Consider the following 23,684-nt stretch of genomic DNA (forward strand, 5'->3'; position numbering starts at 1 on the left):
ATGAACATCGACTGGCTCAACTTCACGCCCTGGTCATCCCTGGCCGGCGGTGCATTGATTGGTGTGGCTGCCAGCCTTTTTGTGGTCGCCAATGGCCGTATCGCCGGCATCAGCGGGTTGCTCGGCAGCCTGCTGCAGCGTGGTAGCGAGGGGGTCAGCGAGAAGGCCCTGTTTCTGCTGGGGCTGCTCGTCGCGCCGCTGGTATGGGGCCTGTTCACGGCGTTGCCGCAGATTGAGTTTCAGAGCGGCTGGAGCGTCCTCACCATCGCCGGTCTGTTGGTGGGCATCGGCACCCGTTACGGGTCGGGCTGTACCAGCGGCCACGGCGTGTGCGGTATATCGCGCCTTTCTCCGCGCTCGATCGTCGCCACGGCGTGCTTCATGTTCAGCGGTTTCGCCACGGTCTTTGTCCTGCGTCATGTGCTGGGGATCTGAACATGCTCAAACTGACTGCATTCATGGCCGGTCTGGTGTTCGGCCTCGGGCTGCTCCTGACGGGCATGGCCAACCCCAGCAAAGTCCTGGCGTTCCTGGATGTGAGCGGCGCCTGGGACCCCTCCCTGGCGTTGGTGATGCTCGGCGCGATTGCTGTTGCGATCGGCCCGCTGACCTGGGCCCGTCGCCAGGCCCGTTCGATGCTGGGAAACCCGATGCAATTACCGCTCAAGCGTGAGCTGGACCCACGCCTGATCGGCGGCAGCCTGCTGTTTGGCATCGGTTGGGGAATAGCCGGTATCTGTCCCGGGCCCGCCGTGGCGATCCTGCTCACCGGGCACTGGCAAGTCATCGTATTCGTGTTGGCCATGCTGGCTGGCATGTTGTTGTTCACGGCGCTGGAGAACCGGCGCACTCACTGATCGGGAGATCGTCATGAAAGCCAACATCGGAACCATCGACCGCAGCTTGCGTATTGCCGCAGGACTTATCCTCATTGCTCTGAGCCTGAGCGGTGTGATCGGCTTGTGGGGCTGGATCGGCCTGGTGCCGCTGGCCACGGGGATTTTCCGTTTCTGCCCGGTCTATACGCTATTGGGCATCAAGACCTGCAAACGCTGCTGAGGCGGAAGCTGGCGCGCTATCCGTCCACGGAACACACCTTTCCTGACACTGTCGTTCGGGGCGATGGTGTCCACTGGGTGGACACCATCCTCAGCCTTTCTGAGAACACGCCTCACGGCACATAATTGTTCACTCGGCTCGTCCACCTCGTATTTGAACGGAAAATGGTTCACGGGAATTTCGACGACTGTAAAAAGTCATCAGGGATCGGGATACCGCGTCACTCATGTTCATAGCTCCGAAGGTGTGGAAGTGGTTGCACGGGAGGGATTTTTCCCAAGGGTGCCCATTTCGATCGGCGTCTTGGTGAAGAATACTGATATCTCCTCGCAGTCCAGCCGTTTGAACAATCGCTCTGCCTCATCCTCTGTGATCGCCAGGCGAATCTCCGTAGGCTGATCCGCCAACTCAAAAAAGTGCGATGAGTGCAGCTGGACGGTATGCCCAAATCCTTCGATGCCAGTGCAGAGCGTGGCGCCGCGCAACCCCATTTCTTTAGCCACGTCGACGATCCATTCGCCTAGCATCTTTCCCTGATAGCGACGGTTTTGTTGAGTAAAGAAAACGACCATGAAACCTTTCATTTTTTATCACCTCAGCGAGTACCCATCATTTGGTAGGACAGAAGCCCGGCAGCGGTCATCGCCAACGAACCCAAGACATGCAACGAAATCGAGCCGAGCGCCCACAACAATCTGCCTTCCTGAATCAGGGCAACCGTTTCGGCAGAAAATGTAGAAAACGTGGTCAGACCGCCACAGAAACCCGTGATGATCAGGAGACGCCACTCAGGACTTAGTGTGGGCGATGCAGCCAGGAAGGCGATGGCCAGGCCAATGATGTATCCGCCAACCATATTCGCAGCTACGGTACCTGGAGGCAGCGTAGGAAATAGCGCATTGAGGTTGACACCCAAGAGCCAGCGCAACCAGGCACCCAGTGAGGCGCCAATGGCAATAACGATGAACGATTTCAGCATGGCGCGCCCACCTCAAAGCGTCTGAGTGGCCAGACAGCCAGTCGGCAAGCGCAACTGAACGGGGAAGATTCGGGGAGTAAGATCATAACCTGTCCTAGAGTGGGGACAGGGTACAGACGAGCCTACGTACCCTGTCCAGGGTTCACGTAGGCATCATCAGCACAAGGCGGTTTGAGGAGGAATGCCATCTCCTTTCCAGATCCTATAGCATCAATGCCAATGACAGCAAGAATCTCGTATGGATGAAGTCTGAAGGTAGCTAAAGATCGACCGCCGGACTAGCGTGGCGAGGCAACCCAATGGAAATCAAAGCGGCGAGCAGCACGAATGCGCTGGATATCCATAAGCACGCCCCCAGTCCATACGTTTGATAGACCCAGCCGGAGAGCACCGTTCCGAGCAGCCGCCCCATGGCGTTGGACATGTAGTAGAAACCCACGTCCAGCGACACGCCGTCTTCCTTGGCGTAGGACACAATCAAGTAGCTGTGCAGCGAGGAATTCACCGCGAACAGCGCACCAAAAACCATGAGCCCACCCAGCAGCACCGCCTGGGGTGACAACCCGCTATCGAGCCCAAGTGCGATGGCCGCCGGCAGGCCCGCCAGGGCCAGTGCCCACACAAACGCCGCGCGACCATCCGGTACGTGCCCACGTTTCTTGCCGGTGATGCTGGGCGCAAAGGACTGCACGATGCCATAGCCGATCACCCAGGCTGCCAGGAAGCCGCCGACCTTCCAGAAGTCCCAACCAAAACCACTGCTCAGGTACACCGGCAAGGCCACCACGAACCAGACATCGCGGGCACCGAACAGGAACATCCGCGCCGCTGACAGGATGTTGATCGCCCTGCTCTTGGACAGGATGTCGCGAAACCTGGGCTTGGCTTTCGCTTTGCCCAGGTCCTTTTTCAACAGCATCAGGCTACCGATCCAGATCAGCGCGAGCACGCCGGCCATCGCCAGCAGCGAACCTTTGAAACCGATCAGCGCCAACAACGCTCCACCGAGGAAAAAGCCAACGCCCTTGAGGGCATTCTTGGAGCCGGTGAGGATCGCCACCCACTTGTACAACTTGCCCTGCTGCCCATCGGGCACCAGCAGCTTGATCGAGCTTTTCGCGCTCATCTTGTTCAGGTCTTTGGCGATCCCGGACAGCGCTTGAGCGCCCATCACCCAGGGAATGCTCAGCCAGGCTGGCGGAACCGTCAGCATCAACAGCGCCACGACTTGCATGCCCAAGCCGATGTTCATGGTTCGGTTCAAACCTAGCCGGGCACCGAGGTAACCGCCCACCAGATTGGTGATTACGCCAAAAATCTCATAAAACAAAAACAGCGCGGCGATTTGCAACGGGCTGTAGCCCAACGCATGGAAGTGCAGCACCACCAACATGCGCAAGGCGCCATCGGTGAGGGTGAAGGCCCAGTAATTGCCGGTGACCAGCAGGTACTGCCGCACTGGCGGAGCGAGGGCTGACAACGCTTTCATGATCGCCCCTCAGACTGCCCGACCGACCATCCGGGCCAGCTCCACGGTGCGGTTGGCATAGCCCCACTCGTTGTCGTACCAGGCATAGAGTTTGACCTGGGTGCCGTTGATGACCATGGTCGATAGCGCATCAATGATCGATGAGCGCGGGTCGGTGCGGTAGTCGATGGACACCAGCGGACGCTCTTCAAAACCGAGGATGTCTTTGAGCTCATTCTCGGAAGCGTCCTTGAGGAGCTGATTGACCTCCTCGACAGTGGTGGCCCGCTCGACTTCAAAGACACAGTCAGTCAACGAAGCGTTGGCCAGCGGTACACGCACGGCATGGCCATTCAGGCGCCCGCGCAGTTCCGGGAAGATTTCCGCGATAGCGGTGGCTGAACCGGTACTGGTTGGAATCAGGCTCATGCCCGAAGCGCGCGCTCGACGCAGATCCTTGTGGGGCTGATCGAGGATGCTCTGGGTGTTGGTCAGGTCATGAATCGTGGTAATCGAACCGTGACGAATACCCAGCTTCTCGTGGATGACTTTCACCACCGGCGCCAGGCAGTTGGTGGTGCAGGAAGCGGCGGTGACGATCGAATGAACATCGGGTTTGAACAGCTGATGATTGACGCCCATGACGATATTCAATGCGCCCTTTTCCTTCACGGGAGCGCTGACCACCACACGTTTAACGCCTTGGTCGAGATAGCCCTGAAGTACCGCGACCGTTTTCATCTTGCCACTGGCTTCGATCACCAGATCGCAACCCGACCAGTCCGTGTCGGCAATCGCTTTGTTGGCGGTTACCTTGATGCGATTGCTGCCGATGACGATGCTGTCGCCCTCGGCGTCGGCCTGGTAATTCCAGCGGCCATGTACCGAGTCGAAGTTCAGCAGGTGCGCGTGGGTCGCCGCATCACCTGCCGGGTCGTTGATCTGCACGAACTCGAACTCTGGCCAATGCCAGGCGGCCCGCAGTGCCAGGCGACCGATGCGTCCAAAACCGTTGATGCCCACTTTGATAGTCATGTAGTTGTGCTCTGTATCGGGTGTCTGGGGAGTTCGACATCAGGTCGAACCAGGCGATGGTTTGACTCAGATGGAGCGCTGATTGACCCGTTGCATCAGTTCTTGCGCCGACTCCTTGCGTTCGGAATAGCGGTCGACCAGGTAATCCTGGCGGTCGCGAAGCAGCAGCGTGAACTTCACCAACTCCTCCATCACATCCACGACGCGGTCGTAGAACGGTGAAGGCTTCATCCGGCCGTTGTCATCGAATTCCATGTAGGCCTTCGGCACGGAGGATTGGTTGGGGATGGTGAACATGCGCATCCAGCGTCCCAGCACGCGCAGTTGATTGACTACGTTGAACGACTGCGAGCCACCGCACACCTGCATGACGGCGAGGGTTTTGCCCTGGGTCGGACGGACCGCGCCCATGGCCAGCGGCACCCAATCAATCTGCGCCTTGAACACCGCGCTCATTGAACCGTGACGCTCCGGCGAGCACCAGACCTGGCCTTCAGACCACTGCATCAGCTCGCGCAGTTCCTGGACCCGAGGATGATCGACCGGCGCGTCATCGGGTAGCGGCAAGCCCGACGGATTGAAAATCCGCGCTTCGGCGCCGAAGTGCTCCAGCAACCGAGCGGCCTCCTCCACCATCAGGCGACTGAAGGAGCGTTCACGGGTGGATCCGTACAACAGCAGAATGCGCGGTTTGTGCAGGGAGGTTTTCTCAACACCCAGCTTGTCGGCCGATGGGATATCAGCCAGCTCGGTTTCGAGTTGGGGAATAGCGTCATCAAACATAGTCTTTTCCTGCGAGACGGTGCTTCGGGAATCATCGAACCGACGGCATCACATACCGGGGTTCGTCAGGCAATTTTGCTCTCACAACAAACGGCTAGCCGCTCAGGACGGTCACCCATTTCATCCAGTCGCCTGGCATCAGGACTTAACCAGTGCTGGTTGGTTTCGAGTACCACGGTCAGTACCTGCAACACCCAGTCAGGAAGATTGGGGTGCAGTCGGTAGTAAACCCATTGACCTTGCCGACGGTCCGACAGCAACCCGCACGTGCGTAACTGCGCCAAGTGCCTGGAGACTTTCGGCTGACTCTCGTTCAACGCGCACGTCAGCTCGCAGACGCACAGTTCCCCCTCTCGGGTGATCAGCAGCATCATGCGCACACGATTGTCGTCGGCCAGGCATTTGAAGACAGTGGTCGGGGTCAGGTGGTCAGCCATTTCAGTTCTCAGTGTTTGGTTTTCACCAAGACAAACATCTTGATGCGATCATGAATCTCGTGAAGCGTGTGACGGAACGCATCGGGCTTAGTACTGGTGACCGGATCCTCGAAGCTCCAGGCCATGGTCTCGCCTGCGCCGGGGAGTGACTGGCATTCCGAAGCGGCTTTATCACACAAGGTGATGACGTAATCGAAACGCTCCCCCCGGAACTCATCAATCGATTTGCTCCGTAACCCTTCCGTACTGACCCCCAGATGCGCCAGGGCTTCGAAGGTGCGAGGGTCGACCTCAGTGGGTGCAGTACCGGCGCTGAATGCCTCGAAATGCTCCGAATCCGTGTGCCTGAGCAGCGCTTGAGCTAACTGGGAACGAGCAGCGTTGGCGGTGCAGACGAAGAGTACGCTGGCTTTGCCAATCATGATGAAGCCTCACCAAATATATGGAAAGCCGAATATATGATTATCCGAATGTAAGGTAAAGCTTCCACTGATTATTTTTCCATGACAAGCGACCTTTACAGCGAGACAAAGATGGAGACTTCTTAAGGGAATTTGCTGAACAGGATCGCACCCAGCTCATGAATATATGATTTTTTACATATAGGGTTCTGCATCCACAACCTGCGCACTGACCCACAGAGAAGCGGTTTGAGCATGGGCACCACCCAGCCCATCGGCTTTTTCGAGCGTTACCTGTCGGTTTGGGTGGCACTGTGTATCGCGGCGGGCATCGGGTTGGGCAGTCTGTTCCCACAGCTGTTCCAGACCCTGGCCGGTTATGAATACGGCTCGGTCAATTTCATTGTCGCGGGGCTGATCTGGCTGATGGTCTATCCGATGATGGTGTCGATGGGGCTGCTGGCTCGGCCCATGCTGATCGCCCAAGCCAGTGGCCCGGTAGCCGCGGCTCTTATCCTGGAGAAATTTGGTTCAACGCCCTTGTTGGCTGTGATGTGCGTTCTAGTGGCAGGCAGTTTCATCACAAGCCTTGCGCTGCCTGCCAAATGAAACGCTCTGTACTGCCCTTGTGCAGGCATGAAACCAGGCTTTCAAGGCGACACCGGCAAGGGCATCGCCGCCCATCACCTCAACTCTTTTTCGAACCCGCCTTCATCAGCACCAGGACTCCGATAATGGCAGACAGTGTGGAGCCCAGCAGCACGCCGACTTTGACTTCATCGACCAGATGGGGCGCAGTGGGGAACGCCAGCGCACCGATGAACAGGCTCATGGTGAAGCCGATTCCGCACAAAAGCGCCACACCATACATCTGAGACCACTTCGCCCCGTGAGGCATCTTGGCCAGACCGAAACGGATGGCCAGCGCCGCCAGACCGAACACCCCGATCTGTTTGCCCACCAACAGCCCCATCGCCACCCCCATCGGTACGGGATCGATCAGATTATTCGGGGAAATACCGGCAAGGGACACGCCGGCATTGGCGAAACCAAAGATGGGCACCACCGCGAAAGCCACCCACGGATGCATCTTTTCTTCGAGGTAGAGAAGCGGCGACCACCCTCCTTCGTTGGAATCACCGAGCGGAATACACAGGGCAAGGATGACACCGGCCAAGGTCGCATGGATGCCGGATTGAAGCATGAAGTACCAGAGCAGCGCGCCTGCTATCAGGTAGGGGAATAGCCTCTTCACCCCGCAGCGGTTGAGTACCACCAAAAGAGCAGTCACGCCCAGCGAAGCCAGCAACATGTTGACGGACAAATCGCTGGTGTAGAACAGCGCGATGATAAGGACCGCCCCGAGGTCATCCAGAATCGCCAGCGCCGACAAAAAGATCTTCAGGGAAATCGGCACACGCTTGCCGAGCAGCGACAGCACGCCCAAGGCAAATGCGATATCCGTTGCCGTGGGAATCGCCCAGCCGCCCAGGGTTTGCGCATTGCCCCAGTTGATCGCGACGTAAATCAGGCCGGGGACCAGCATGCCGCCCAGCGCGGCAAAACCTGGAAGCGCGCGTTGACTCCAGCGCGACAACTGGCCTTCAAGCATTTCGCGCTTGATCTCAAGGCCGACCAATAAAAAGAACAGAGCCATCAGGCCATCATTGATCCAGTGCCCGACCGAAAGCCCGAGGGCTTTGACGTGCAGTGCGGAGAAGTACACCTCTGACCAGGGCGAATTGGCTACGATGAGCGCGGCCAGGGCGGAGGCCATCAGGGCCAGACCGCCAGCTGATTCAGCGGCGAAAAAACGGGAGAGGAAAGCCATGGCGGAAGGTGACTCACTTTTATTATTCAGGCGCAACGGTTCCGGGCTCATAGGCACAGCGACTCCGCGCTGGCGGCCCGACCTGCGCTTGATTAAACCTGCCCTGCCGCGTTTGCGGTGACACCCTTGCACGGCATTCTATACAAAAGGTACTGCTCGATGGGAGGCGGTTTTCCAATTAAGCCCTTTAGCGCTTATCCCGTAGTAAAGTGCATGCCACTGATATGAGAACCCACTTTGAGACACCTGAAGTGCCCAAGGTCCGGTTTGAAAGGCTCCGCGCACCACGTCCCCGTCAGCAGCAACGGTAACAACATGATCGAAATCACTGAAGTCTCCATCGCCCAATTACGCGCAGCACTCGAATCCGGCCAGACGACAGCCGTCGAGCTGGTCCAGGCCTATCTTGCCAGGATCGATGCCTACGACGGCGCCGACACGTCCACCGCCCTGAACGCCGTTGTCGTTCGCAATCCCGATGCCCTGAAGGAAGCACAGGCGTCCGATGAACGGCGGGCCAAGGGTCAGCTCCTGGGTCCGCTTGATGGCATTCCCTATACCGCCAAGGACAGTTATCTGGTGAAGGGGCTCACGGCCGCTTCTGGCAGTCCGGCGTTCGCGAGCCTGGTCGCCTATCGCGATGCGTTCACCATCGAACGGCTTCGCGCCGCCGGGGCGATCTGCCTGGGCAAGACCAATATGCCGCCCATGGCCAACGGCGGCATGCAACGCGGCGTGTATGGCCGTGCGGAAAGCCCCTACAACGGCGAATACCTCACCGCGCCTTTCGCCTCCGGCTCTTCAAACGGTGCGGGTACTGCGACGGCGGCCAGTTTCGCCGCATTCGGCCTTGCCGAAGAAACCTGGTCGAGCGGCCGAGGCCCGGCATCGAACAATGGCCTGTGCGCCTATACGCCTTCGCGCGGGGTGATCTCGGTGCGCGGCAACTGGCCGTTGACCCCGACAATGGACGTTGTCGTGCCCTATGCCAGGACGATGGCGGACCTGCTGGAAGTGCTGGACGTCGTGGTGGCGCATGACCCTGACACTCGCGGTGATCTGTGGCGCATGCAACCCTGGGTGCCCCTCCCGAGTGTCGACTCGGTGCGCCCCGCCTCGTATTCCGGCCTTGCCGCCGACGCAGGTGCACTCGCGGGTATCCGTTTCGGCGTTCCGCGTATGTACATCAACGCCGACCCCGATGCGGGCACGGCGCAAGCACCCGGCATTGGCGGGCCGACGGGGCAGCGAATCAACACCCGCGCCTCGGTGATCGCCCTGTGGGAAGAAGCTCGCAAGGCGCTCCTGGCCTGTGGTGCGCAGGTGGTCGAGGTCGATTTCCCGCTGGTCTCCAATTGCGAGGGAGATCGTCCGGGCGCGCCGACGGTTTTCACCCGAGGTCTGGTATCCAAGGAGTTCCTGCACCATGAGTTGTGGGACCTGTCGGCCTGGGCGTTCGATGATTTTCTGCGGGCCAACGGTGATCCAAAACTCAATCGCCTGGCCGATGTGGACGGCGCGCTGATATTCCCCCACGACCCGGGCACCCTGCCCAACCGTGAGGACGATCTTGCCGCCGGCATGGACGAATATGTGCGGATGGCCGAGCGCGGGATCACACCGTGGGACCAGATTCCCACCCTGGCGGATGGACTGCGTGGGCTTGAACAGACCCGCCGCATCGATCTTGAAGACTGGATGGACCGGCTTGGGCTCGATGCGGTGATATTCCCGACAGTCGCTGACGTCGGCCCTGCAGACGCCGATGTCAATCCGGCCTCCGCCGATATCGCCTGGAGCAACGGGGTCTGGGTCGCCAATGGCAACCTCGCCATCCGGCACCTGGGTGTGCCCACGGTCACCGTGCCGATGGGTGTCATGGCCGATATCGGCATGCCCGTGGGGCTGACGTTTGCCGGACGTGCCTATGACGATTCGACCCTGTTGCGCCTGGCCTCGGCGTTTGAGTCGACAGGGTCGAAACGGGTGATCCCGCCCCGGACGCCGCCGTTGTCGGTGGGCGACAGCGACAGGTAAGCGTGGCGCAGGCCGCCCCTAAAGCCGGAAGTGCTGCTGCATGGCACGGGAGAGCAGGTTCACCGCTTCATCGGCGTGTGATGCCTGCGATCGCATGAAGACCACCTCATGCTCTGGAACCACCGGCAAGCTGTCGAGTATCTGCATCTTGTCCGTCACCCGGGCGCGGTCTATCAGACTGATCGCCAAACCGGCCTCCACACACGCTTTGACGGCTTGAGTGGAGGGGCTTTCCAGGACGATGCGCGACTTGCGTGCGCATTGCCTGAGCGCTTCGATCATGGCTTGTCGATAGGGACACTGCGCTGCATGCACGGCCAGTGGCAGCGGCTGCGTCGGGTCGAGCGTGATGTTGACCGGGCCAACCCACACCGCCGTGGTGGGAACCAAGACCAACGCGTCTGCGCCCGGCTGTGCTCTGGGCCGGGCCATCACCGCAGCCTGAAGTTTTCCCCGCTGCACCTGGTCACGCAGTGCGTAGCTTGGCGCCGTTCTTAGCTCCAGTACCACGTTCGGCCAGGCGGCCGCGAAGGTCGGGAGAATGTCGCGGATGACATGGTCAGCGTATTCATCCGGCACACCCAAGGTGATGCGCCCCGCCAGGCGGGTCCCCTGCAAGTCGGCCAACACCCGGTCATGAGTGCTCAGCAACTCCGTGGTAGACGATAACAAGCGTTTGCCCAGGGCGGTCAGGGACACCGCCTGATTGTCACGGTTGAGCAAGCGTCCGCCGGCCACCGCCTCCAGCCGCTGTATATGCACACTCACCGCCGCCGGGCTTTTGTGCAACTGCTGCGCCGCCGCGCTGAATTTCCCTATGCGCGCTACGGCATGAAAGGTCCGTATCAGTTCAATATCGAGTATGGCCGGCATGATTCAACCTTTATGAACAACTGCTGCACTATATTTTGATTTATTAGATTAGCCTGCTTTCGTAGCCTGTGGGCATGAACCCATACCGATCGATCTCATGCCCTTCCCTATCCAAACCGGCCTGGCACCGGGCGGTCCCCCTGGTCCTGCTTGAAGGGGCACTGCTGCTGACCTGGAGTTCCGGGTTCGTTGGTGCGCGATTCTCGATTGACTACGCGCCCGCCATGCTGGTGGTGTTCTGGCGCTGCGTCGTGGTCACGCTCATTCTGTTGCCCTTCGTCGCCAGGGCGTTGGCACAAACCTCGCCTGCGGTGCTGCTGAAAAATGCCGGCATTGGTCTGCTGGCCATGGCGGGTTATCTGGCGGGCATTACCCAAGGTATTGCCCTGGGCGTACCGACGGGGCTTGCCGCGCTATTCGCTGATTTACTGCCCATGGGGATGGCACTGTTGGCCGCTGGCGTACTGGGACAGCGACTGGCCTGGCGAGTCTGGGCAGGCCTGCTCATCGGCCTGGCCGGTGCCGCGCTGGTGACCCACGGCGCGCTGGCCTGGGGCGATGCGCCCTTGTGGGCTTATGCCCTGCCGCTGCTCGGCATGCTCTCGCTGGCCGTCGCGACATTGTGGCAAAAGCATCTCCCGGCGTCGCAGTCACTGGGCCTGCTACCCAACCTGTGGCTGCAATGCTGCGTTTCAGGGTTCGCCTTCGCCTTGCTCGAAGGTGTACAAGGCAGCCTCGCGCCGATACCCAGTGCAGGTTTCGCCTTGAGCGTGCTGTGGACGGCAGGCTTGTCGACGATCGGCGGATATGGGCTCTACTGGCTGTGCCTGCGCCGGGCGACAGCCACCCGGGTCGCCAGCGTCCTGTACCTCAGCCCGCCCGTGACGATGCTATGGGCCTGGGCCATGTTCAACGAACCCCTTTCCTGGCAAATAGTGGCGGGGATGGCGGTGTCCGGAATCGGTATCTGGATGGTGGTGCGCACCGAAGCCCGGCAGGCTCGGCGGCCAGCGGCCGGCAAGGCCCCGCAGCCATAGTCACGCCATTGCCGCGGGACTCAATAGCGTTTTATTGCTGTCAGCCTTCACTTTCCAACTCCCCCTCAAGCCACTCGATCAGTGCTCTGACCTCGCCGCGATCGCCACCCTGCGAATTTCTGAAAACGGAGATCGCCTCAGGCAAGGGAACACTTTGCGCGCACGGCCTCACCAAAGCCCCACGTTCAATCAACCTTGCGGCGGTGCGGCGCCATCCCAGCGCAATTCCGTGCCCCTCGACGGCTGCCTGAAGCATCAAGGGATAGCTGTCAAATACGGTGCCTTGAAGCTCACCATCCGGCGTTTGTCCAAACGCCTTTAACCAACTCTCCCACTGCATCCAGTGAGGCGGCGTGGTGCGATGGTGCAAAAGCGTGTGGCGGGCCAGCTCACTGACATGCATGGGCTCTTGGACATTGAGGTAACGAGGACTGCACACCGGAAACACTTCATCGGTCGCGGTAAACGCCAGAACATGCGCACCACTGGGGCGCCCCGTGCTTTGCAAGGCCACGTCAAAATGCTCATTGAATTCAGTCAGCGGCCGGGTAGACGTGGCCACCTGGATTTCGATCTCAGGGTATTGCTGGTGGAATGATGAAAGACGCGGCATCAGCCAGTAGAACGCTTCGCACAATTGGCACAGCAGAACGACACGGTGCTTGCCGGGCGCCTGGCGAAGGGTCTCGGCGACATCGCTGATACTGCGCAAGGCGCTGCTCACCACATGTCCTAGCTCACGCCCTTCCTGGGTGAGAAACACGGCGCGGTTGCGCCGGCTGAAGAGCTTGAGCCCCAGATTTTCTTCAAGCCCCCGTATCTGCCGACTGACCGCCGCCTGGGTAATGTGCAGCTCCTCGGCCGCCTTGGAAAAACTCTCCAGCCGGGCCGCCGCTTCAAAGGGCAACAAACTGGCAAGCGGCGGTAAAGACTTTCCAAGCGTATTCATAATCACCGGTAATGCATCCGTGGCCGAGAACTCGTTTGTAGCATAGCGCTGACGCTGTGCAACATGAGCTGAATGTCCCGCGGAGAGGCCTGATGCCCAGGAGTGATTCAAACACCATCGCAGGCGTGGCCCTCGCGGTCGTCGCCACGCTGAGTTGGGCCTTGAATTTCATTGCGCCCTACGTCACCGGGGCCTATTCGATCTACGACTTGATGATCGTTCGGTTTCTGATCGCCGGGACGCTGGGTGCAGGGGTCATGATGTTCTATCGCGCCCGGCTCCGACGCCTGAGCCGCGAACAGCAGCTTCTCGGCGCAAGCCTGGGCGTTATCGGATACCTCGGGTACAGCACCTGCATTGCCGCCGGGGTGATTTATGCAGGGCCAGTACTGACCCCGGCGCTTATTGGCATGGTGCCGCTTCTACAGGCCGTACTGGGCAACGCCACGAGCAGAACCATCGAATGGCGCAAGCTCGCGATACCCCTGGCGTTGATGACAGGCGGGCTGTTGCTGTTGAACGTCGGCAGTTTCAATCACCCCCCGACCGGCGACGGCGCCTGGCTGAAGGGGCTGTTCTTTTCAATCAGCGCTGTTGTCCTGTGGCTCGTATTCGCCGCGTTGAATCAAAGGGGCCTGGAAAAACTAGCGGTCAACGCATCCGGGGCATGGACCGGCCTGATGATGGCAGGCGCCGGGCTGGGCACCTTGATCGCCTTACCCGCCATACTGGCGCTTGATCTACTGAAACTGCCAAGTCTGGGCTTCAACCTTTCCCTGGCTGGGCATGTGTATGCCTGGGGGTTCTTTATCGCGCTGATGTCCTCTGTCGTTGGCGCCTGGGCGTGGAACGCCGCGTCCCGTCATCTGCCCATGGTGCTTAGCGGGCAACTGATATCCCTGGAATCACTCTTCGCGACGGTACTGGGCCTGGTGTTTCATCAGCGGCTGCCGACACTTTGGGAAACCTCGGGGCTTGCCGGTGTTCTTGTCGGCGTGGTTGTAGCCGTTCGTATCATCCTGACATCAAGCGAATCGACCGACCGCGTCCGACACGAGGAGAACATCGGCAGGCGTACCCGTTGATGCATCTTTCACTGATCAGCGTTTCGCGCCAGACTCATTCGCTTTCCTAGCCGCAAGGATAGCCAGCATGATCTCTCACGTTTTTTTAGGCATAGCCGATTATGACCGTGCGTTCGTTTTCTACTCAAAGATAATGGCCGGGCTTGGCCTGACGCTGAAATTCAGCGACGCCAGCAAGGGCTGGGCCGGCTGGATTTCTGAAGGCTCACCTCGCCCCATCTTCGTGATTGGAAAACCCTTTGACGGCAACCCGAGCGCGCCCGGCAACGGTCAGATGGTGGCGCTGCTGGCACCCAGCCGGGAGGTTGTCGCACGCAGCCACGCAACCGCACTGGCCCTGGGTGGAACATGTGAGGGTGCGCCTGGCTTGAGGCCCCATTACCATCCCGACTACTACGGCGCCTATTTTCGCGACCTCGATGGCAACAAGCTGTGTGTCTGCTGCCATGATCCGCTGGGTTAGACGTCCACGGCTTTGCGGGGTTTGCCGTCTATCGGCTGACACAAATTGGCCGCAAGTGCTTCCAGCAAGGCCCTGACCTTGGGAAGCTGCTCCCGGCTTTTCTGCCAGAACAGGTTGATCACCATCCCGTCGGTTGCCAGATGGGCAAGCACCTCAATCAACGTGCCCTCCTCAAGCTGGCGCTGGATCAACCATGAAGGTAACTGTGCAATCCCGCATCCGGCCGATACCGCAGCAACCAGCCCTTCGCCGTCCCCCACGACCAGCGCGGGCGACACCTGTTTTCTTAGCGTCTCGCCGGGACGCTCACCGGCAAAATTCCACGGACTGAGCTTGCCGTCCGGCCAGCCATAAGCGATGCACTGGTGATGTTCCAGATCGCGATCAGTCAGGGGGACGCCGTGCCTGGCCAGGTACACGGGTGAGGCACAGAAGACATGCCATTCACGGCCCAGGTAGCGATGGCCCAGCGTGTCAGGCCAAACCTGTGAACCACCAATAGTGACGACGATATCCACGCCTTCCTGGAGGGGGTCGATGAAACGATCCGTGAACGAGATGTGCGGCACCAACCGCGGATAGTCCTGGATACACCGCAAGATGAGGGGCAGCACTTGCGAGCGACCAAAGGCGGCTGGAAGGTCAAGTCGAACCCTGCCCTGTGGCTCGGCGTCTTCAGCACGCAGCGACAGCTCGGCCTCTTCAAGGTCTGCAAGCACCCCCGTGCAGGTGCGATAAAACGCAGTCCCGGCGTCCGTCAGCGATACCCGCCGGGTGGTTCGATCAAACAATCGAGCCCCAAGACGGTTCTCCAGACGGGCGACGCTTTTGCTGATGGCCGAGCCCGTGAGGCTCATCCGCTCTGCGGCAGCCTTGAAGCTGCCGGATTCGGCGACGCAGACAAATACATCGATCCCCTTCAATCGCTCGGAGGAAAACATAGGCGCCTTATATTGATGAACTGAATTCAACTGACAATGGAAAAACCATCATAAATCAGAACTGGATTCCTCAGTAAACTTGTCGCGAGCGTATTGCGCCACGCTGCGCCCCTGGCAATGATCGATTGAATGATGAGGCACGGATGCTCGCCACCCTTAGAAACTACCCCACCACCGTCAACCTGCTGCTTTGCGCGTCTTCAATCCTGACGCTGGCCCGAGCGATCACGCTGCCCTATCTGGTCATCTATCTGTCCGAAAACTTCGCCATGGGCGTGGCAGATATCGGAGTGGTCATCGGCAGCACACTGATCATTGGATCGCTATTGAGCCTCTATGGCGGTTTCCTGGTGGACAGGCTCTCCAGCTACCGACTCATTCTGGGGTTCACTGGCTTGTTCAGCCTGGGGTTCCTCGGGGCAGTCGTGACGCGCGAACTCTGGCTTTTTTTCATCTGCCTGGTGCTGATCAATCTGGCCTATGCCGTCATCGATATAGCGGTCAAGGCCGGATTCGGCAGCTTGCTCCCCGCCGCCGAACGCAGCGAGGTGTTCTCGATCAAATACACATTGACCAACATCGGCTATGCCGTCGGACCGTTTCTCGGGGCGGGGATGGCCAAGCTAGGGATCAGCTTGCCCTTTGTGTTGTCTGCCGGGCTCGGTGCTGGCTTCTTTCTCATTTACTTCGTCTGGGGCGACAGACATTCCGCCCCCGTCGACGCAGGCCAGACGCCTGTGCCTTTTCTGGCGGTGGGCAAGGTTCTGCTCCACGACTACCGGCTGGTGTGTTTCACTCTTGGCGGCCTGCTCAGCGCCGTGGTCTTCGGCCAGTTCACCGCCTATCTGTCGCAGTATCTGGTGGTGACAACCACGCCTGAGAACACCTACCGAATCATCAGCGCCATTGTCACGACAAATGCGCTGATGGTGATCAGCTTGCAATATTCCATCGGCAAGAAAATATCCCATCGACATCTGAATCTTTGGCTGGTGGCCGGACTGGGAATGTTCCTCATGGGCCTGGCCGGTTTCGCCCTGTCCAACTCGGTGCTGTTCTGGGTGATGTCCATGGCTGTGTTCACTGTTGGGGAGATTATCGTCTTCCCGGCGGAATACATGTTCATCGACAACATCGCACCCGCCCCTCTGCGCGGCATGTACTACGCGGCGCAGAACCTCAGCAACCTGGGAGCCGCAGCCGGGCCGCTGCTTTGCGGTGTGGTATTGGCCACGCAACCGCCCCACGACATTTTCTATATGCTCGGGCTCTTTATTATCGCGGGTGGGGCGTTTTATATAGTAGGGGCTTCCCGGCTGCTCAACCAGGCGCGACGAGACGCGTGAAAGGTGTCCGCCATCCGCCACCCAGCGAACAGAAAGCGCTTTTCGGAACAGCCCGTGGACGCCCGAGCGCTTTAGTCAAAATTGCCGGGCGGCAGGCGACCGACCTCAGGCCTGGCAAACAGATAGCCCTGCATCAGGTCGATCCCCAGGCCCAGCAGCGCGGCGCTTTCCCCCCGCGTCTCAATACCCTCGGCTATGACGGTAATGCCCAAGCGCCTGGCGACCAGGACGATGCCCTCGACAATCGCTTGTTTGACCGGGTCTTGATCAATCGTGCGGGTCAACGCCATATCAATCTTCAGCACGTGCGGCTGGAACATGGCCAGCAGATTGAGCCCTGAGTAACCGGAGCCGAAATCGTCGATGGCGGTGGTGAAACCCTGGCGCTCGTACTCCACGAAAATCGATTTGAGGTGGTCAGGATCTACCACCTTCTCGCCTTCCGTCACTTCAAACATGAGTCGGTTTGGCGGGAAGTTGGTATGACGCGCCGCTTCCAGCGTTGCCCGGATACAGGTCTCGGGCCGGTACACGGCATTGGGCAGGAAATTGATGCTGAGCAAGCAATCAGCAATCTCCAGAATGCCCAGCCTGGCGGCTTCCTCAATCGCCTTCACACGACAGGCCTGGTCGAATCGGTAGCGGTTACCGTCATTGACCAGCCCAAGAATGTAGCCTGCCGATTCGCCATTGACACCCCGCACCAGCGCCTCATAAGCGAACGCGGTGCGCGTTCGAACGTTGAAGATGGGTTGGAAGGCCATTGTGAAGTCGAACCCCAGTGCCTCGTGGTTGCGGCATTCGGCGCAACCGAGGGATTTGAAGGCTGGATCGGAGAAGTCTTTGCTCATGATCAGTATTCCGTTGCTTAACGGGGCGTCCCCTGCATTTGCAAAGAACTGTAGTCGACACCGCCTGAATCGGCACAAGCCAAGCTTTCTGAAGGACCTGGCCATGTCACAAACGCCCCGTTAGCCGAGGGCGCTCGTGCGCCTCAACCGACCCAGCCGACCGCCGTTTTGGGGATGACCTCGGACTCATCGAGCTTGGAGGCAAACATGCTCACCGCTTCGAGTGCGTCACTGGTCCCGGTTCTGATCTGCAAGATAACCGATCCCGCCTGGTCCGCCAGGGTTACGCCACGCAGGGCGCCCTCCTGGGTCACCGTCATGCTGGCGACGGCGTCGCGGGTTTCAGAAAGAATCAAGCCAATCATCTCGGCAATCTCGGCCGTCGAACGGCTGGTACGCCCGGCCAGTTGCCGTACTTCGTCGGCGACAACCGCAAATCCTCGTCCCTGATCGCCGGCCCGCGCAGCCTCGATTGCAGCGTTAAGGGCCAGCAGATTGGTCTGGTCGGCGATGCCGCGAATGGTATTGACGATTGCCGTGATCTCTTCTGATCGAGCGCCCAACTGCCCGACCAAGCGTGCCGAGGCCCCGATGTTGTCAGCGATCTGGCGCATTTCCTTGGCCGTTTGCTGGATCACTTGCGACCCCTGCTCCGCGACTTTTTCGGTCTCGGCAGAGATGTGGTAGGCACGGGAGGCGCCGCGCGAGTCCTCTTCGAATTTCTCGACCCTTTCGCTGATGTCACTGGCGAACTTGACGATCTTGCTCAGCTTGCCTTCGGCATCGTAGACCGGGTTGTAGCTAGCCTCCAACCAAACGACCTTGCCGTGTTTGCCCAGACGCTTGAACTGACCACTGAAAAATTCGCCGCTATTGAGGCGACGCCAGAAATCGCTGTATTCGGAGCTGCTCACCAGGTCCGGCTCGCAGAACAGTCGGTGGTGCTTGCCTTTGAGCTCTGCCAGTGAGTAATTCATGACGCCGAGGAAGTTGTCGTTAGCGGTCAGAATGTTGCCGCTCAGGTCAAATTCGATCACGGCCATAGCGCGATCAAGGGCTGCCAGCTTGCCTTGGATTTGCGCCTCATTTGACACCCGCGCGGTGACGTCGAGTGCATACTTGACCACTTTTACCACGCGCCCCTGCTCATCGGTGACAGGGTTGTAGCTGGCCTCCAGCCAGACGTTCCCGCCCCGGCCATTGAGTCGCTGAAACGTGCCGGACACGAATTGACCGGCCCGCAGCCGCTCCCAGAATTGACGATACTCGGCGCTGCTGACCAGTTGCGGCGCGCAAAAATCCCGATGAGACAGGCTTGCCAACTGATCCGCCCGGTACCCCATCGTGACCAGGAAGTTCTCGTTGGCGCGCAGAACCTTGCCATCGGGGCTGAACTCGACAACGGCCATCGACCGCTCCAGAGCGCCAATCAATCCTTTGTACGTTGCCAGCTCGGCAGTCCTGGCCGTGAGCTCACTTTTCAGCGTTGAATTAAACATGACGTACCCTCGCAGACCGCGGAAATCAATCGGACCTTACTGAGGCTATCGGCTAATAGGGTGAAGGCTAAATGCGGCAAAAAAAATTATGTTTTGACGCCAAGTAAACAGCACAAAAGCGGTTTTTCGTGAACGAAGGCAGCAAGGGCCATGCCGCGCGGCTTCGGGGCGAGCGTGCGCCCCGAAGCGCAGGACTCATTGATTACGCGTCACCCTCCACACCGTGTTTGCCAGGTCGTCGGCAATGATCAGGGCGCCGCGCGGGTCGACAGTGACCCCGACAGGCCGCCCCCGTGTTTTGCCATCGGAACCCCGAAAGCCGGTGGCGAAGTCAACCGGCTCACCCGCAGGGCGACCCTGGCTGAACGGGACGAAGATGACTTTGTAGCCCACCGGATTGTCGCGGTTCCAACTGCCATGCTCACCGACAAATACGCCCTCGGCGTACTGCTCACCCATCGCAGGCAGGGAGAAATCGACACCCAGCGCGGCCACGTGCGCCCCCAGGCTGTAATCGGGTTTGACCGCGGCAGCCACTTTGTCCGGATTCTGCGGCTGGGCGCGCGAATCAACGTTCTGGCCCCAATAGCTGTAAGGCCAGCCGTAAAATGCCCCCTCGCGCACCGAGGTGAGGTAATCGGGAACCAGATCGGGACCCAGCTCATCACGCTCGTTCACCACCGCCCACAACTGGCCGGACTCGGGTTGGATCGTCAACGCCGTCGGGTTACGCAGGCCGGTTGCATAAGGCTTGTGAGCCCCCGTCGCGGCGTCGATCTGCCACACCATGGCGCGGTCGGTTTCGACCTCCATGCCACGTTCAGTGACGTTGCTGTTGGAGCCGATGCCGACGTACAGGAAGCGACCATCGGGACTGACGGTCAGGGCCTTGGTCCAGTGGTGGTTGATCTCGGACGGTAAGTCGGTGACCTTGGTGGGCGGGCCGTCGGCCTTGGTCTGGCCTTCCTGATAATCGAAGCGGACCAACGCATCCTGATTGGCCACGTACAACTTGCCGTCGGCAAAAGCCAGGCCATACGGCGCGTTGAGATTTTCGGCAAATACCGTCTTCAGTTCGTAGGTCCCGTCGCCATCGGCATCACGCAGCAACGTCAGGCGATTGCCGCCTTTGACCTGGGTGTTGCCCTGCGCCTTGATGACACTGGCGATCACGTCTTTGGGCTTGAGCTTTGCCGCATTGCCGCCACGGCCTTCGGCCACAAGAATGTCGCCATTGGGCAGCACGAGGGTCTGGCGCGGAATCTTCAGATCGGTCGCGATGGCCGTGACGCTGTACCCCTGGGGTACTGTCGGTTTCTGCTCGCCCCACGGGGCCGGCTCGGCAATTTTCATGCTGGGCAACAGCCCGCGTTGGGGTTCTGGCAGTTTGGGGTCCGGGCCGCGCGCCTGAACGGCGTCCCCTTCACCACCACATCCGCTGAGTAACAACGCCATGCTCAAGGCTGTCAGTGCAATCGAATGCCTCATTGCACACCTCCCGAGCGCGAGTGGGTGAGTCCTGTCCACGCCGTCACACAGGCCAGCAGAGTCACGATGACAGACAGCACCAGGCCCATGGGCATGACGGCCCAGGCGTCCTTTGCATGCTCGAAGGCGTTGACCAGCCCCAACACCCAAGTGACCAGCAGTAGCACCGGGTACATCACGGCGCGCCCCGCCTTGCGGTCCGCCCGGAGCAGATTGACGAGGGCGAACAACAGCGCCAACCCAGCCAAAACCAGCCCGCCGGCAATCAGCCAGGAGGCAAAGTTGCTCCACTGGATCTGATAGGTCTTGTAGTAGGCAATGTCACTCAGTAATGCCCCTAGAAACAGGGGAACGGTGCCGGCCAGCAAGATCGCGTGAAGCGGGCCGGGCGTGCTTCCGTAGAGGGGGTGAGCGGTAACGGTCATGATGTCTCCTTATCGTTCTGCGACCTGGATGGACACTCATGACGGATGAATCGCCGATCCGGGTCGTATTGACTACGCACAGGGAAAGGGATCGTGAGGCGAAAGCGTTAGTTCCGATTTTTCTTATCCTTACGCCTGAAGCCAAGCCGTAACGCTGGCGAACTCAGCGGCTTTGTTGAGGGGTTCATGCCAAGCAAGCCGCGCCGGCTTACCTGGCAAGAACCGGTGTTGCTCGCGCCGTCAGCCCTCCCCGACCGGCTGCAACGCGCCGGCCACCTCAGGCTTTTTTGCGAACAAGCGTTGCGGCAACAGGAAGTACGCCAATGCCGGCAACAGGATCAGCGCGCCGAGCATGTTCACCAAGAACATGAAGGCCAGCAGGATGCCCATGTCGGCCTGGAACTTGATTGGCGAGAACGCCCAGGTCGCCACGGCGATTGCCAGGGTGATGCCCGTCAGCAAAACCACCTTGCCGGTGAACAGCAGCGCCCGGTAATAGGCCTCGGACAGCGTGGCGCCAGCGCGCATGTGGGTCAGGATCACGCTCAGCACATACAGGGCGTAGTCGACACCAATGCCTACCCCGAGGGCGATCACTGGCAGTGTGGCCACCTTGACGCCCATGCCCAGGCCAACCATCAGCGCCTCGCAAAGAATCGAGGTGAGCATCAGCGGCAGCACCGCAGCGAGTACCGCACGCCAGGAACGGAAGGTCACCCAGCAAAGCAGGATCACCGCGCCGTAGACCCAGATCAGCATCTCGCGCATGGCCTTCTTCACCACAATGTTGGTGGCCGCCTCGATTCCAGCGCTCCCCGCTGCGAGCATGAACTTCACGTCCGGCAGTCGCTGCTGGGCGATAAAGGCTTCGCTGGTTTGCACCACCCGTTCCAGGGTGTCGGCCTTGTGGTCGGCCAGGTAGACGTAGAGCGAGAGCAGTGAACACCCCTGGTTGAACAGCTCACGCGGCGCACGGGTCTGTACCGCGCCGAGGGCCCCATCGTTGGGGATCAATTCGTACCACTTGAAGTTGCCCTCGTTATACCCGGCGGCAGCGATCTTGCTCAGGGCGGCCATGGAGTTGGTCGACTCCACACCTGGCAACTGCTCCAGTTGCCAGGCCAGGGCGTCCACCGCGGCCAGGGTCGGATAGCGGGTGCATTGGTCTTCCGGGGTTTTGACCATGACCACGAAAATGTCTGAACTGGCCGCGTAGTTCTGCGTCATGAAGGCCGCATCGCGGTTGTAGCGCGAATCGGGACGCAGCTCCGGGGCACCGGGGTCCAGGTCGCCTATTTTCAGGTGCAGGCTGACGGCGAAACCACCGATCGCCAGCGCCAGGCCCACCAGGCAGGCGCCATAAGCCCAGGAGCGCCGCGTGAAGAGGTCGAGGAAACTCCAGAGCGGGTGCTTCACGTTTGCTTTCAACTCAGCGGTTTCGGCCCGCAAGCTGCGCTCGGCTGCCTTGGCGCCGACGCCGATGTAACTGAGCAGAATCGGCAGCAGGATCAGGTTGGTGAAGATCAGCACCGCCACCCCGATGCTGGCGGTGATCGCCAGGTCTTGGATCACCTGGATCTTGATCACCATCAGCACGGCAAAACCCACCGCATCACAGAGCAACGCGGTCATGCCGGCGGCGAACAGACGGCGGAAGGTGTAGCGCGCGGCCACCACCCGGTGAGTGCCCCGGCCGATGTCCTGCATGATGCCGTTCATCTTCTGCGCGCCGTGGCTCATGCCAATGGCGAACACCAGGAACGGCACCAGCGCCGAGTAAGGGTCGAGGTCATAACCCAGGGTCGCCAGCAGACCGATCTGCCAGAGCACCGCCACCAGGGAGCAAAGCACCACCAGTGCGGTACTGCGCACGCAACGGGTGTACCAATAGAGCACCGTCACCGTTACCAGCACGGCGATGACGAAGAACAGCATGACCTGCGCCAATCCGGCAATCAGGTCGCCGATGATCTTGGTGAAGCCGGTGATGTGAATCTGGATGCGCTCGTTCTGGTATTTGTCGCGCAACGCTTCCAACTGCCGGGACAGCTCGCCTGCGTCCAGTGCCTTGCCGGTCACCGGGTTGATTTCCAGCAGCGGCACGAAGATCACACTGGACTGGAAGTTGCCCGCCACCAGTTGGCCAATCTCGCCGGAGCGGGCCACGTTGGTGCGCACCTGCTCCAGGCTGGCCGCAGAACCGTCATAGGTGTCCGGGATCACCGTGCCGCCGTCCAACCCCTCCTCTGTCACCGCGGTCCAGCGCGTGGTGGGCGTCCATAGCGATTTCATATAGGGCTTGTCGACGCCTGGCAGCAAATAGATCTCGTCGTTGAGCCGGGCGAGAACGTCGAGGTAGTCCTTGTCGAAAATGCTGCCGTCCTTGCTCTGTACGGCGATGCGAATCGAATTGCCCAGACCGCTCAGTTCACTGCGCCGCTCAAGGAAGTTGGCCACGTAGGGGTGAGAGGTTGGGATGGTCTTTTCAAAACTGGCGTTAAGGCCAATCTTGCTGGCCTGGTAACCCAGCACCAGAGTGACCAGCAGGCAGAACAGGACCACCCAGGGGCGGTGATTGAAGATCGCCCGCTCGCCCAGATTGCCGGAGCGCGGATCGAAATCCTCCAGCCGGGCAATCACCACTTGCTGTTCGAGGGAGGGATTATTGTCGTTCACATCGGACTCCGAATACGGCCG

General features: G+C 60.0%; 25 protein-coding genes, 1 pseudogene and 1 riboswitch. Of the genes and pseudogenes, 9 read left to right on the forward strand and 17 right to left on the reverse strand.

Annotated features, from left to right (window positions below; genetic code table 11):
- Genes AAIS01_RS22415 through AAIS01_RS22425 form a run of 3 tightly spaced genes read left to right on the forward strand, consistent with a single transcriptional unit; the run spans position 1 to position 1,059 of the window.
- Positions 1–435 carry a YeeE/YedE family protein gene (locus tag AAIS01_RS22415; RefSeq protein WP_343470753.1) on the forward strand — a complete coding sequence of 145 codons (435 nt, stop codon included), beginning with the start codon at positions 1–3 and terminating at the stop codon, positions 433–435.
- 2 nt (positions 436–437) lie between these two features.
- On the forward strand, positions 438–857 hold the full coding sequence (locus AAIS01_RS22420; RefSeq protein ID WP_343470754.1) for a DUF6691 family protein: 420 nt from the start codon (positions 438–440) through the stop codon (positions 855–857).
- A 13-nt stretch (positions 858–870) separates the two neighbouring features.
- Positions 871–1,059: a YgaP family membrane protein gene (locus tag AAIS01_RS22425; RefSeq protein ID WP_186653294.1), complete on the forward strand. Its 189-nt coding sequence runs from the start codon at positions 871–873 to the stop codon at positions 1,057–1,059.
- A 230-nt stretch (positions 1,060–1,289) separates the two neighbouring features.
- Here the strand turns inward: AAIS01_RS22425 and AAIS01_RS22435 are convergent, their stop codons facing one another.
- The 7 genes from AAIS01_RS22435 to AAIS01_RS22465 form a co-directional block, all read right to left on the reverse strand.
- Entirely contained in the window at positions 1,290–1,643 is a 354-nt protein-coding gene (locus AAIS01_RS22435; protein WP_343470755.1) for a DUF190 domain-containing protein, read from the reverse strand.
- Between the two features lie 11 nt (positions 1,644–1,654).
- Positions 1,655–2,038, reverse strand: coding sequence for a fluoride efflux transporter CrcB (gene crcB / locus AAIS01_RS22440; protein ID WP_343470756.1), 384 nt, complete (start codon positions 2,036–2,038; stop codon positions 1,655–1,657).
- Positions 2,039–2,178: 140 nt separating this feature from the next.
- Positions 2,179–2,239, reverse strand: a riboswitch (Fluoride riboswitch).
- Positions 2,240–2,297: 58 nt separating this feature from the next.
- Positions 2,298–3,527, reverse strand: coding sequence for an organoarsenical effux MFS transporter ArsJ (gene arsJ / locus AAIS01_RS22445; protein WP_343470757.1), 1,230 nt, complete (start codon positions 3,525–3,527; stop codon positions 2,298–2,300).
- Between the two features lie 9 nt (positions 3,528–3,536).
- The gene (locus tag AAIS01_RS22450; protein WP_343470759.1) at positions 3,537–4,541 is read right to left on the reverse strand and encodes an ArsJ-associated glyceraldehyde-3-phosphate dehydrogenase; all 1,005 of its coding nucleotides are present in this window, start codon (positions 4,539–4,541) and stop codon (positions 3,537–3,539) included.
- A gap of 66 nt (positions 4,542–4,607) precedes the next feature.
- Positions 4,608–5,324: an arsenical resistance protein ArsH gene (arsH, locus tag AAIS01_RS22455; RefSeq protein ID WP_343470761.1), complete on the reverse strand. Its 717-nt coding sequence runs from the start codon at positions 5,322–5,324 to the stop codon at positions 4,608–4,610.
- Between the two features lie 65 nt (positions 5,325–5,389).
- A complete protein-coding gene (locus AAIS01_RS22460) occupies positions 5,390–5,761 on the reverse strand; it encodes a metalloregulator ArsR/SmtB family transcription factor (protein ID WP_343470762.1) in 372 nt (123 codons plus the stop codon).
- Positions 5,762–5,769: 8 nt separating this feature from the next.
- Positions 5,770–6,183, reverse strand: coding sequence for an arsenate reductase ArsC (locus AAIS01_RS22465; protein WP_343470764.1), 414 nt, complete (start codon positions 6,181–6,183; stop codon positions 5,770–5,772).
- Between the two features lie 234 nt (positions 6,184–6,417).
- On the opposite strand from AAIS01_RS22465, the gene AAIS01_RS22470 reads away from it, so the two are divergent.
- Positions 6,418–6,771, forward strand: a complete 354-nt coding sequence (locus tag AAIS01_RS22470) for an arsenic resistance protein (RefSeq protein ID WP_343470765.1) — start codon at positions 6,418–6,420, stop codon at positions 6,769–6,771.
- Between the two features lie 79 nt (positions 6,772–6,850).
- Here the strand turns inward: AAIS01_RS22470 and nhaA are convergent, their stop codons facing one another.
- Positions 6,851–8,044 (reverse strand): Na+/H+ antiporter NhaA, encoded by a 1,194-nt coding sequence (gene nhaA / locus AAIS01_RS22475; RefSeq protein ID WP_343470766.1) that lies wholly within the window; start codon positions 8,042–8,044, stop codon positions 6,851–6,853.
- A 264-nt stretch (positions 8,045–8,308) separates the two neighbouring features.
- Here nhaA and AAIS01_RS22480 point away from each other — a divergent pair, with 264 nt between their 5' ends.
- Positions 8,309–10,030 carry an amidase gene (locus AAIS01_RS22480; RefSeq protein ID WP_343470767.1) on the forward strand — a complete coding sequence of 574 codons (1,722 nt, stop codon included), beginning with the start codon at positions 8,309–8,311 and terminating at the stop codon, positions 10,028–10,030.
- Between the two features lie 18 nt (positions 10,031–10,048).
- Here AAIS01_RS22480 and AAIS01_RS22485 read toward each other — a convergent pair whose 3' ends face one another.
- Positions 10,049–10,903 (reverse strand): LysR family transcriptional regulator, encoded by an 855-nt coding sequence (locus AAIS01_RS22485; RefSeq protein ID WP_343470768.1) that lies wholly within the window; start codon positions 10,901–10,903, stop codon positions 10,049–10,051.
- Positions 10,904–10,977: 74 nt separating this feature from the next.
- On the opposite strand from AAIS01_RS22485, the gene AAIS01_RS22490 reads away from it, so the two are divergent.
- Positions 10,978–11,940: a DMT family transporter gene (locus AAIS01_RS22490; protein ID WP_343470769.1), complete on the forward strand. Its 963-nt coding sequence runs from the start codon at positions 10,978–10,980 to the stop codon at positions 11,938–11,940.
- Positions 11,941–11,980: 40 nt separating this feature from the next.
- Here the strand turns inward: AAIS01_RS22490 and AAIS01_RS22495 are convergent, their stop codons facing one another.
- A complete protein-coding gene (locus AAIS01_RS22495) occupies positions 11,981–12,889 on the reverse strand; it encodes a LysR substrate-binding domain-containing protein (RefSeq protein ID WP_343470789.1) in 909 nt (302 codons plus the stop codon).
- Positions 12,890–12,981: 92 nt separating this feature from the next.
- On the opposite strand from AAIS01_RS22495, the gene AAIS01_RS22500 reads away from it, so the two are divergent.
- Together AAIS01_RS22500 and AAIS01_RS22505 are read left to right on the forward strand one after the other, a co-directional pair.
- Positions 12,982–13,974, forward strand: a complete 993-nt coding sequence (locus tag AAIS01_RS22500; protein ID WP_343470770.1) for a DMT family transporter — start codon at positions 12,982–12,984, stop codon at positions 13,972–13,974.
- Positions 13,975–14,041: 67 nt separating this feature from the next.
- The gene (locus AAIS01_RS22505) at positions 14,042–14,437 is read left to right on the forward strand and encodes a VOC family protein (protein ID WP_343470771.1); all 396 of its coding nucleotides are present in this window, start codon (positions 14,042–14,044) and stop codon (positions 14,435–14,437) included.
- On the opposite strand, the gene AAIS01_RS22510 is transcribed toward AAIS01_RS22505, so the two are convergent.
- On the reverse strand, positions 14,434–15,378 hold the full coding sequence (locus AAIS01_RS22510) for a LysR family transcriptional regulator (protein WP_343470772.1): 945 nt from the start codon (positions 15,376–15,378) through the stop codon (positions 14,434–14,436). The two genes, AAIS01_RS22505 and AAIS01_RS22510, sit on opposite strands and share 4 nt — an antisense overlap.
- 143 nt (positions 15,379–15,521) lie before the next feature.
- Here AAIS01_RS22510 and AAIS01_RS22515 point away from each other — a divergent pair, with 143 nt between their 5' ends.
- Positions 15,522–16,724, forward strand: coding sequence for an MFS transporter (locus AAIS01_RS22515; protein WP_343470773.1), 1,203 nt, complete (start codon positions 15,522–15,524; stop codon positions 16,722–16,724).
- A 71-nt stretch (positions 16,725–16,795) separates the two neighbouring features.
- On the opposite strand, the gene AAIS01_RS22520 is transcribed toward AAIS01_RS22515, so the two are convergent.
- From AAIS01_RS22520 to AAIS01_RS22540, 6 genes and pseudogenes are all read right to left on the reverse strand, one after another.
- Positions 16,796–17,575, reverse strand: a complete 780-nt coding sequence (locus AAIS01_RS22520) for an EAL domain-containing protein (protein WP_343470774.1) — start codon at positions 17,573–17,575, stop codon at positions 16,796–16,798.
- 143 nt (positions 17,576–17,718) lie between these two features.
- A complete protein-coding gene (locus AAIS01_RS25755; RefSeq protein WP_371264113.1) occupies positions 17,719–18,213 on the reverse strand; it encodes a methyl-accepting chemotaxis protein in 495 nt (164 codons plus the stop codon).
- Between the two features lie 93 nt (positions 18,214–18,306).
- Positions 18,307–19,074 (reverse strand): annotated as a pseudogene (locus tag AAIS01_RS25760) (PAS domain-containing protein); the annotation flags it as partial.
- Positions 19,075–19,269: 195 nt separating this feature from the next.
- The gene (locus tag AAIS01_RS22530; RefSeq protein ID WP_343470776.1) at positions 19,270–20,562 is read right to left on the reverse strand and encodes a PQQ-dependent sugar dehydrogenase; all 1,293 of its coding nucleotides are present in this window, start codon (positions 20,560–20,562) and stop codon (positions 19,270–19,272) included.
- On the reverse strand, positions 20,559–20,987 hold the full coding sequence (locus tag AAIS01_RS22535) for a DUF2231 domain-containing protein (RefSeq protein WP_343470777.1): 429 nt from the start codon (positions 20,985–20,987) through the stop codon (positions 20,559–20,561). The genes AAIS01_RS22530 and AAIS01_RS22535 overlap by 4 nt, the downstream gene beginning before the upstream one ends.
- A gap of 240 nt (positions 20,988–21,227) precedes the next feature.
- The gene (locus AAIS01_RS22540; RefSeq protein WP_343470778.1) at positions 21,228–23,663 is read right to left on the reverse strand and encodes an efflux RND transporter permease subunit; all 2,436 of its coding nucleotides are present in this window, start codon (positions 23,661–23,663) and stop codon (positions 21,228–21,230) included.
- Between the last annotated feature and the right edge of the window lie 21 nt (positions 23,664–23,684).

The organism is Pseudomonas halotolerans (genome assembly GCF_039581215.1).
Taxonomy (GTDB): domain Bacteria; phylum Pseudomonadota; class Gammaproteobacteria; order Pseudomonadales; family Pseudomonadaceae; genus Aquipseudomonas; species Aquipseudomonas tehranensis.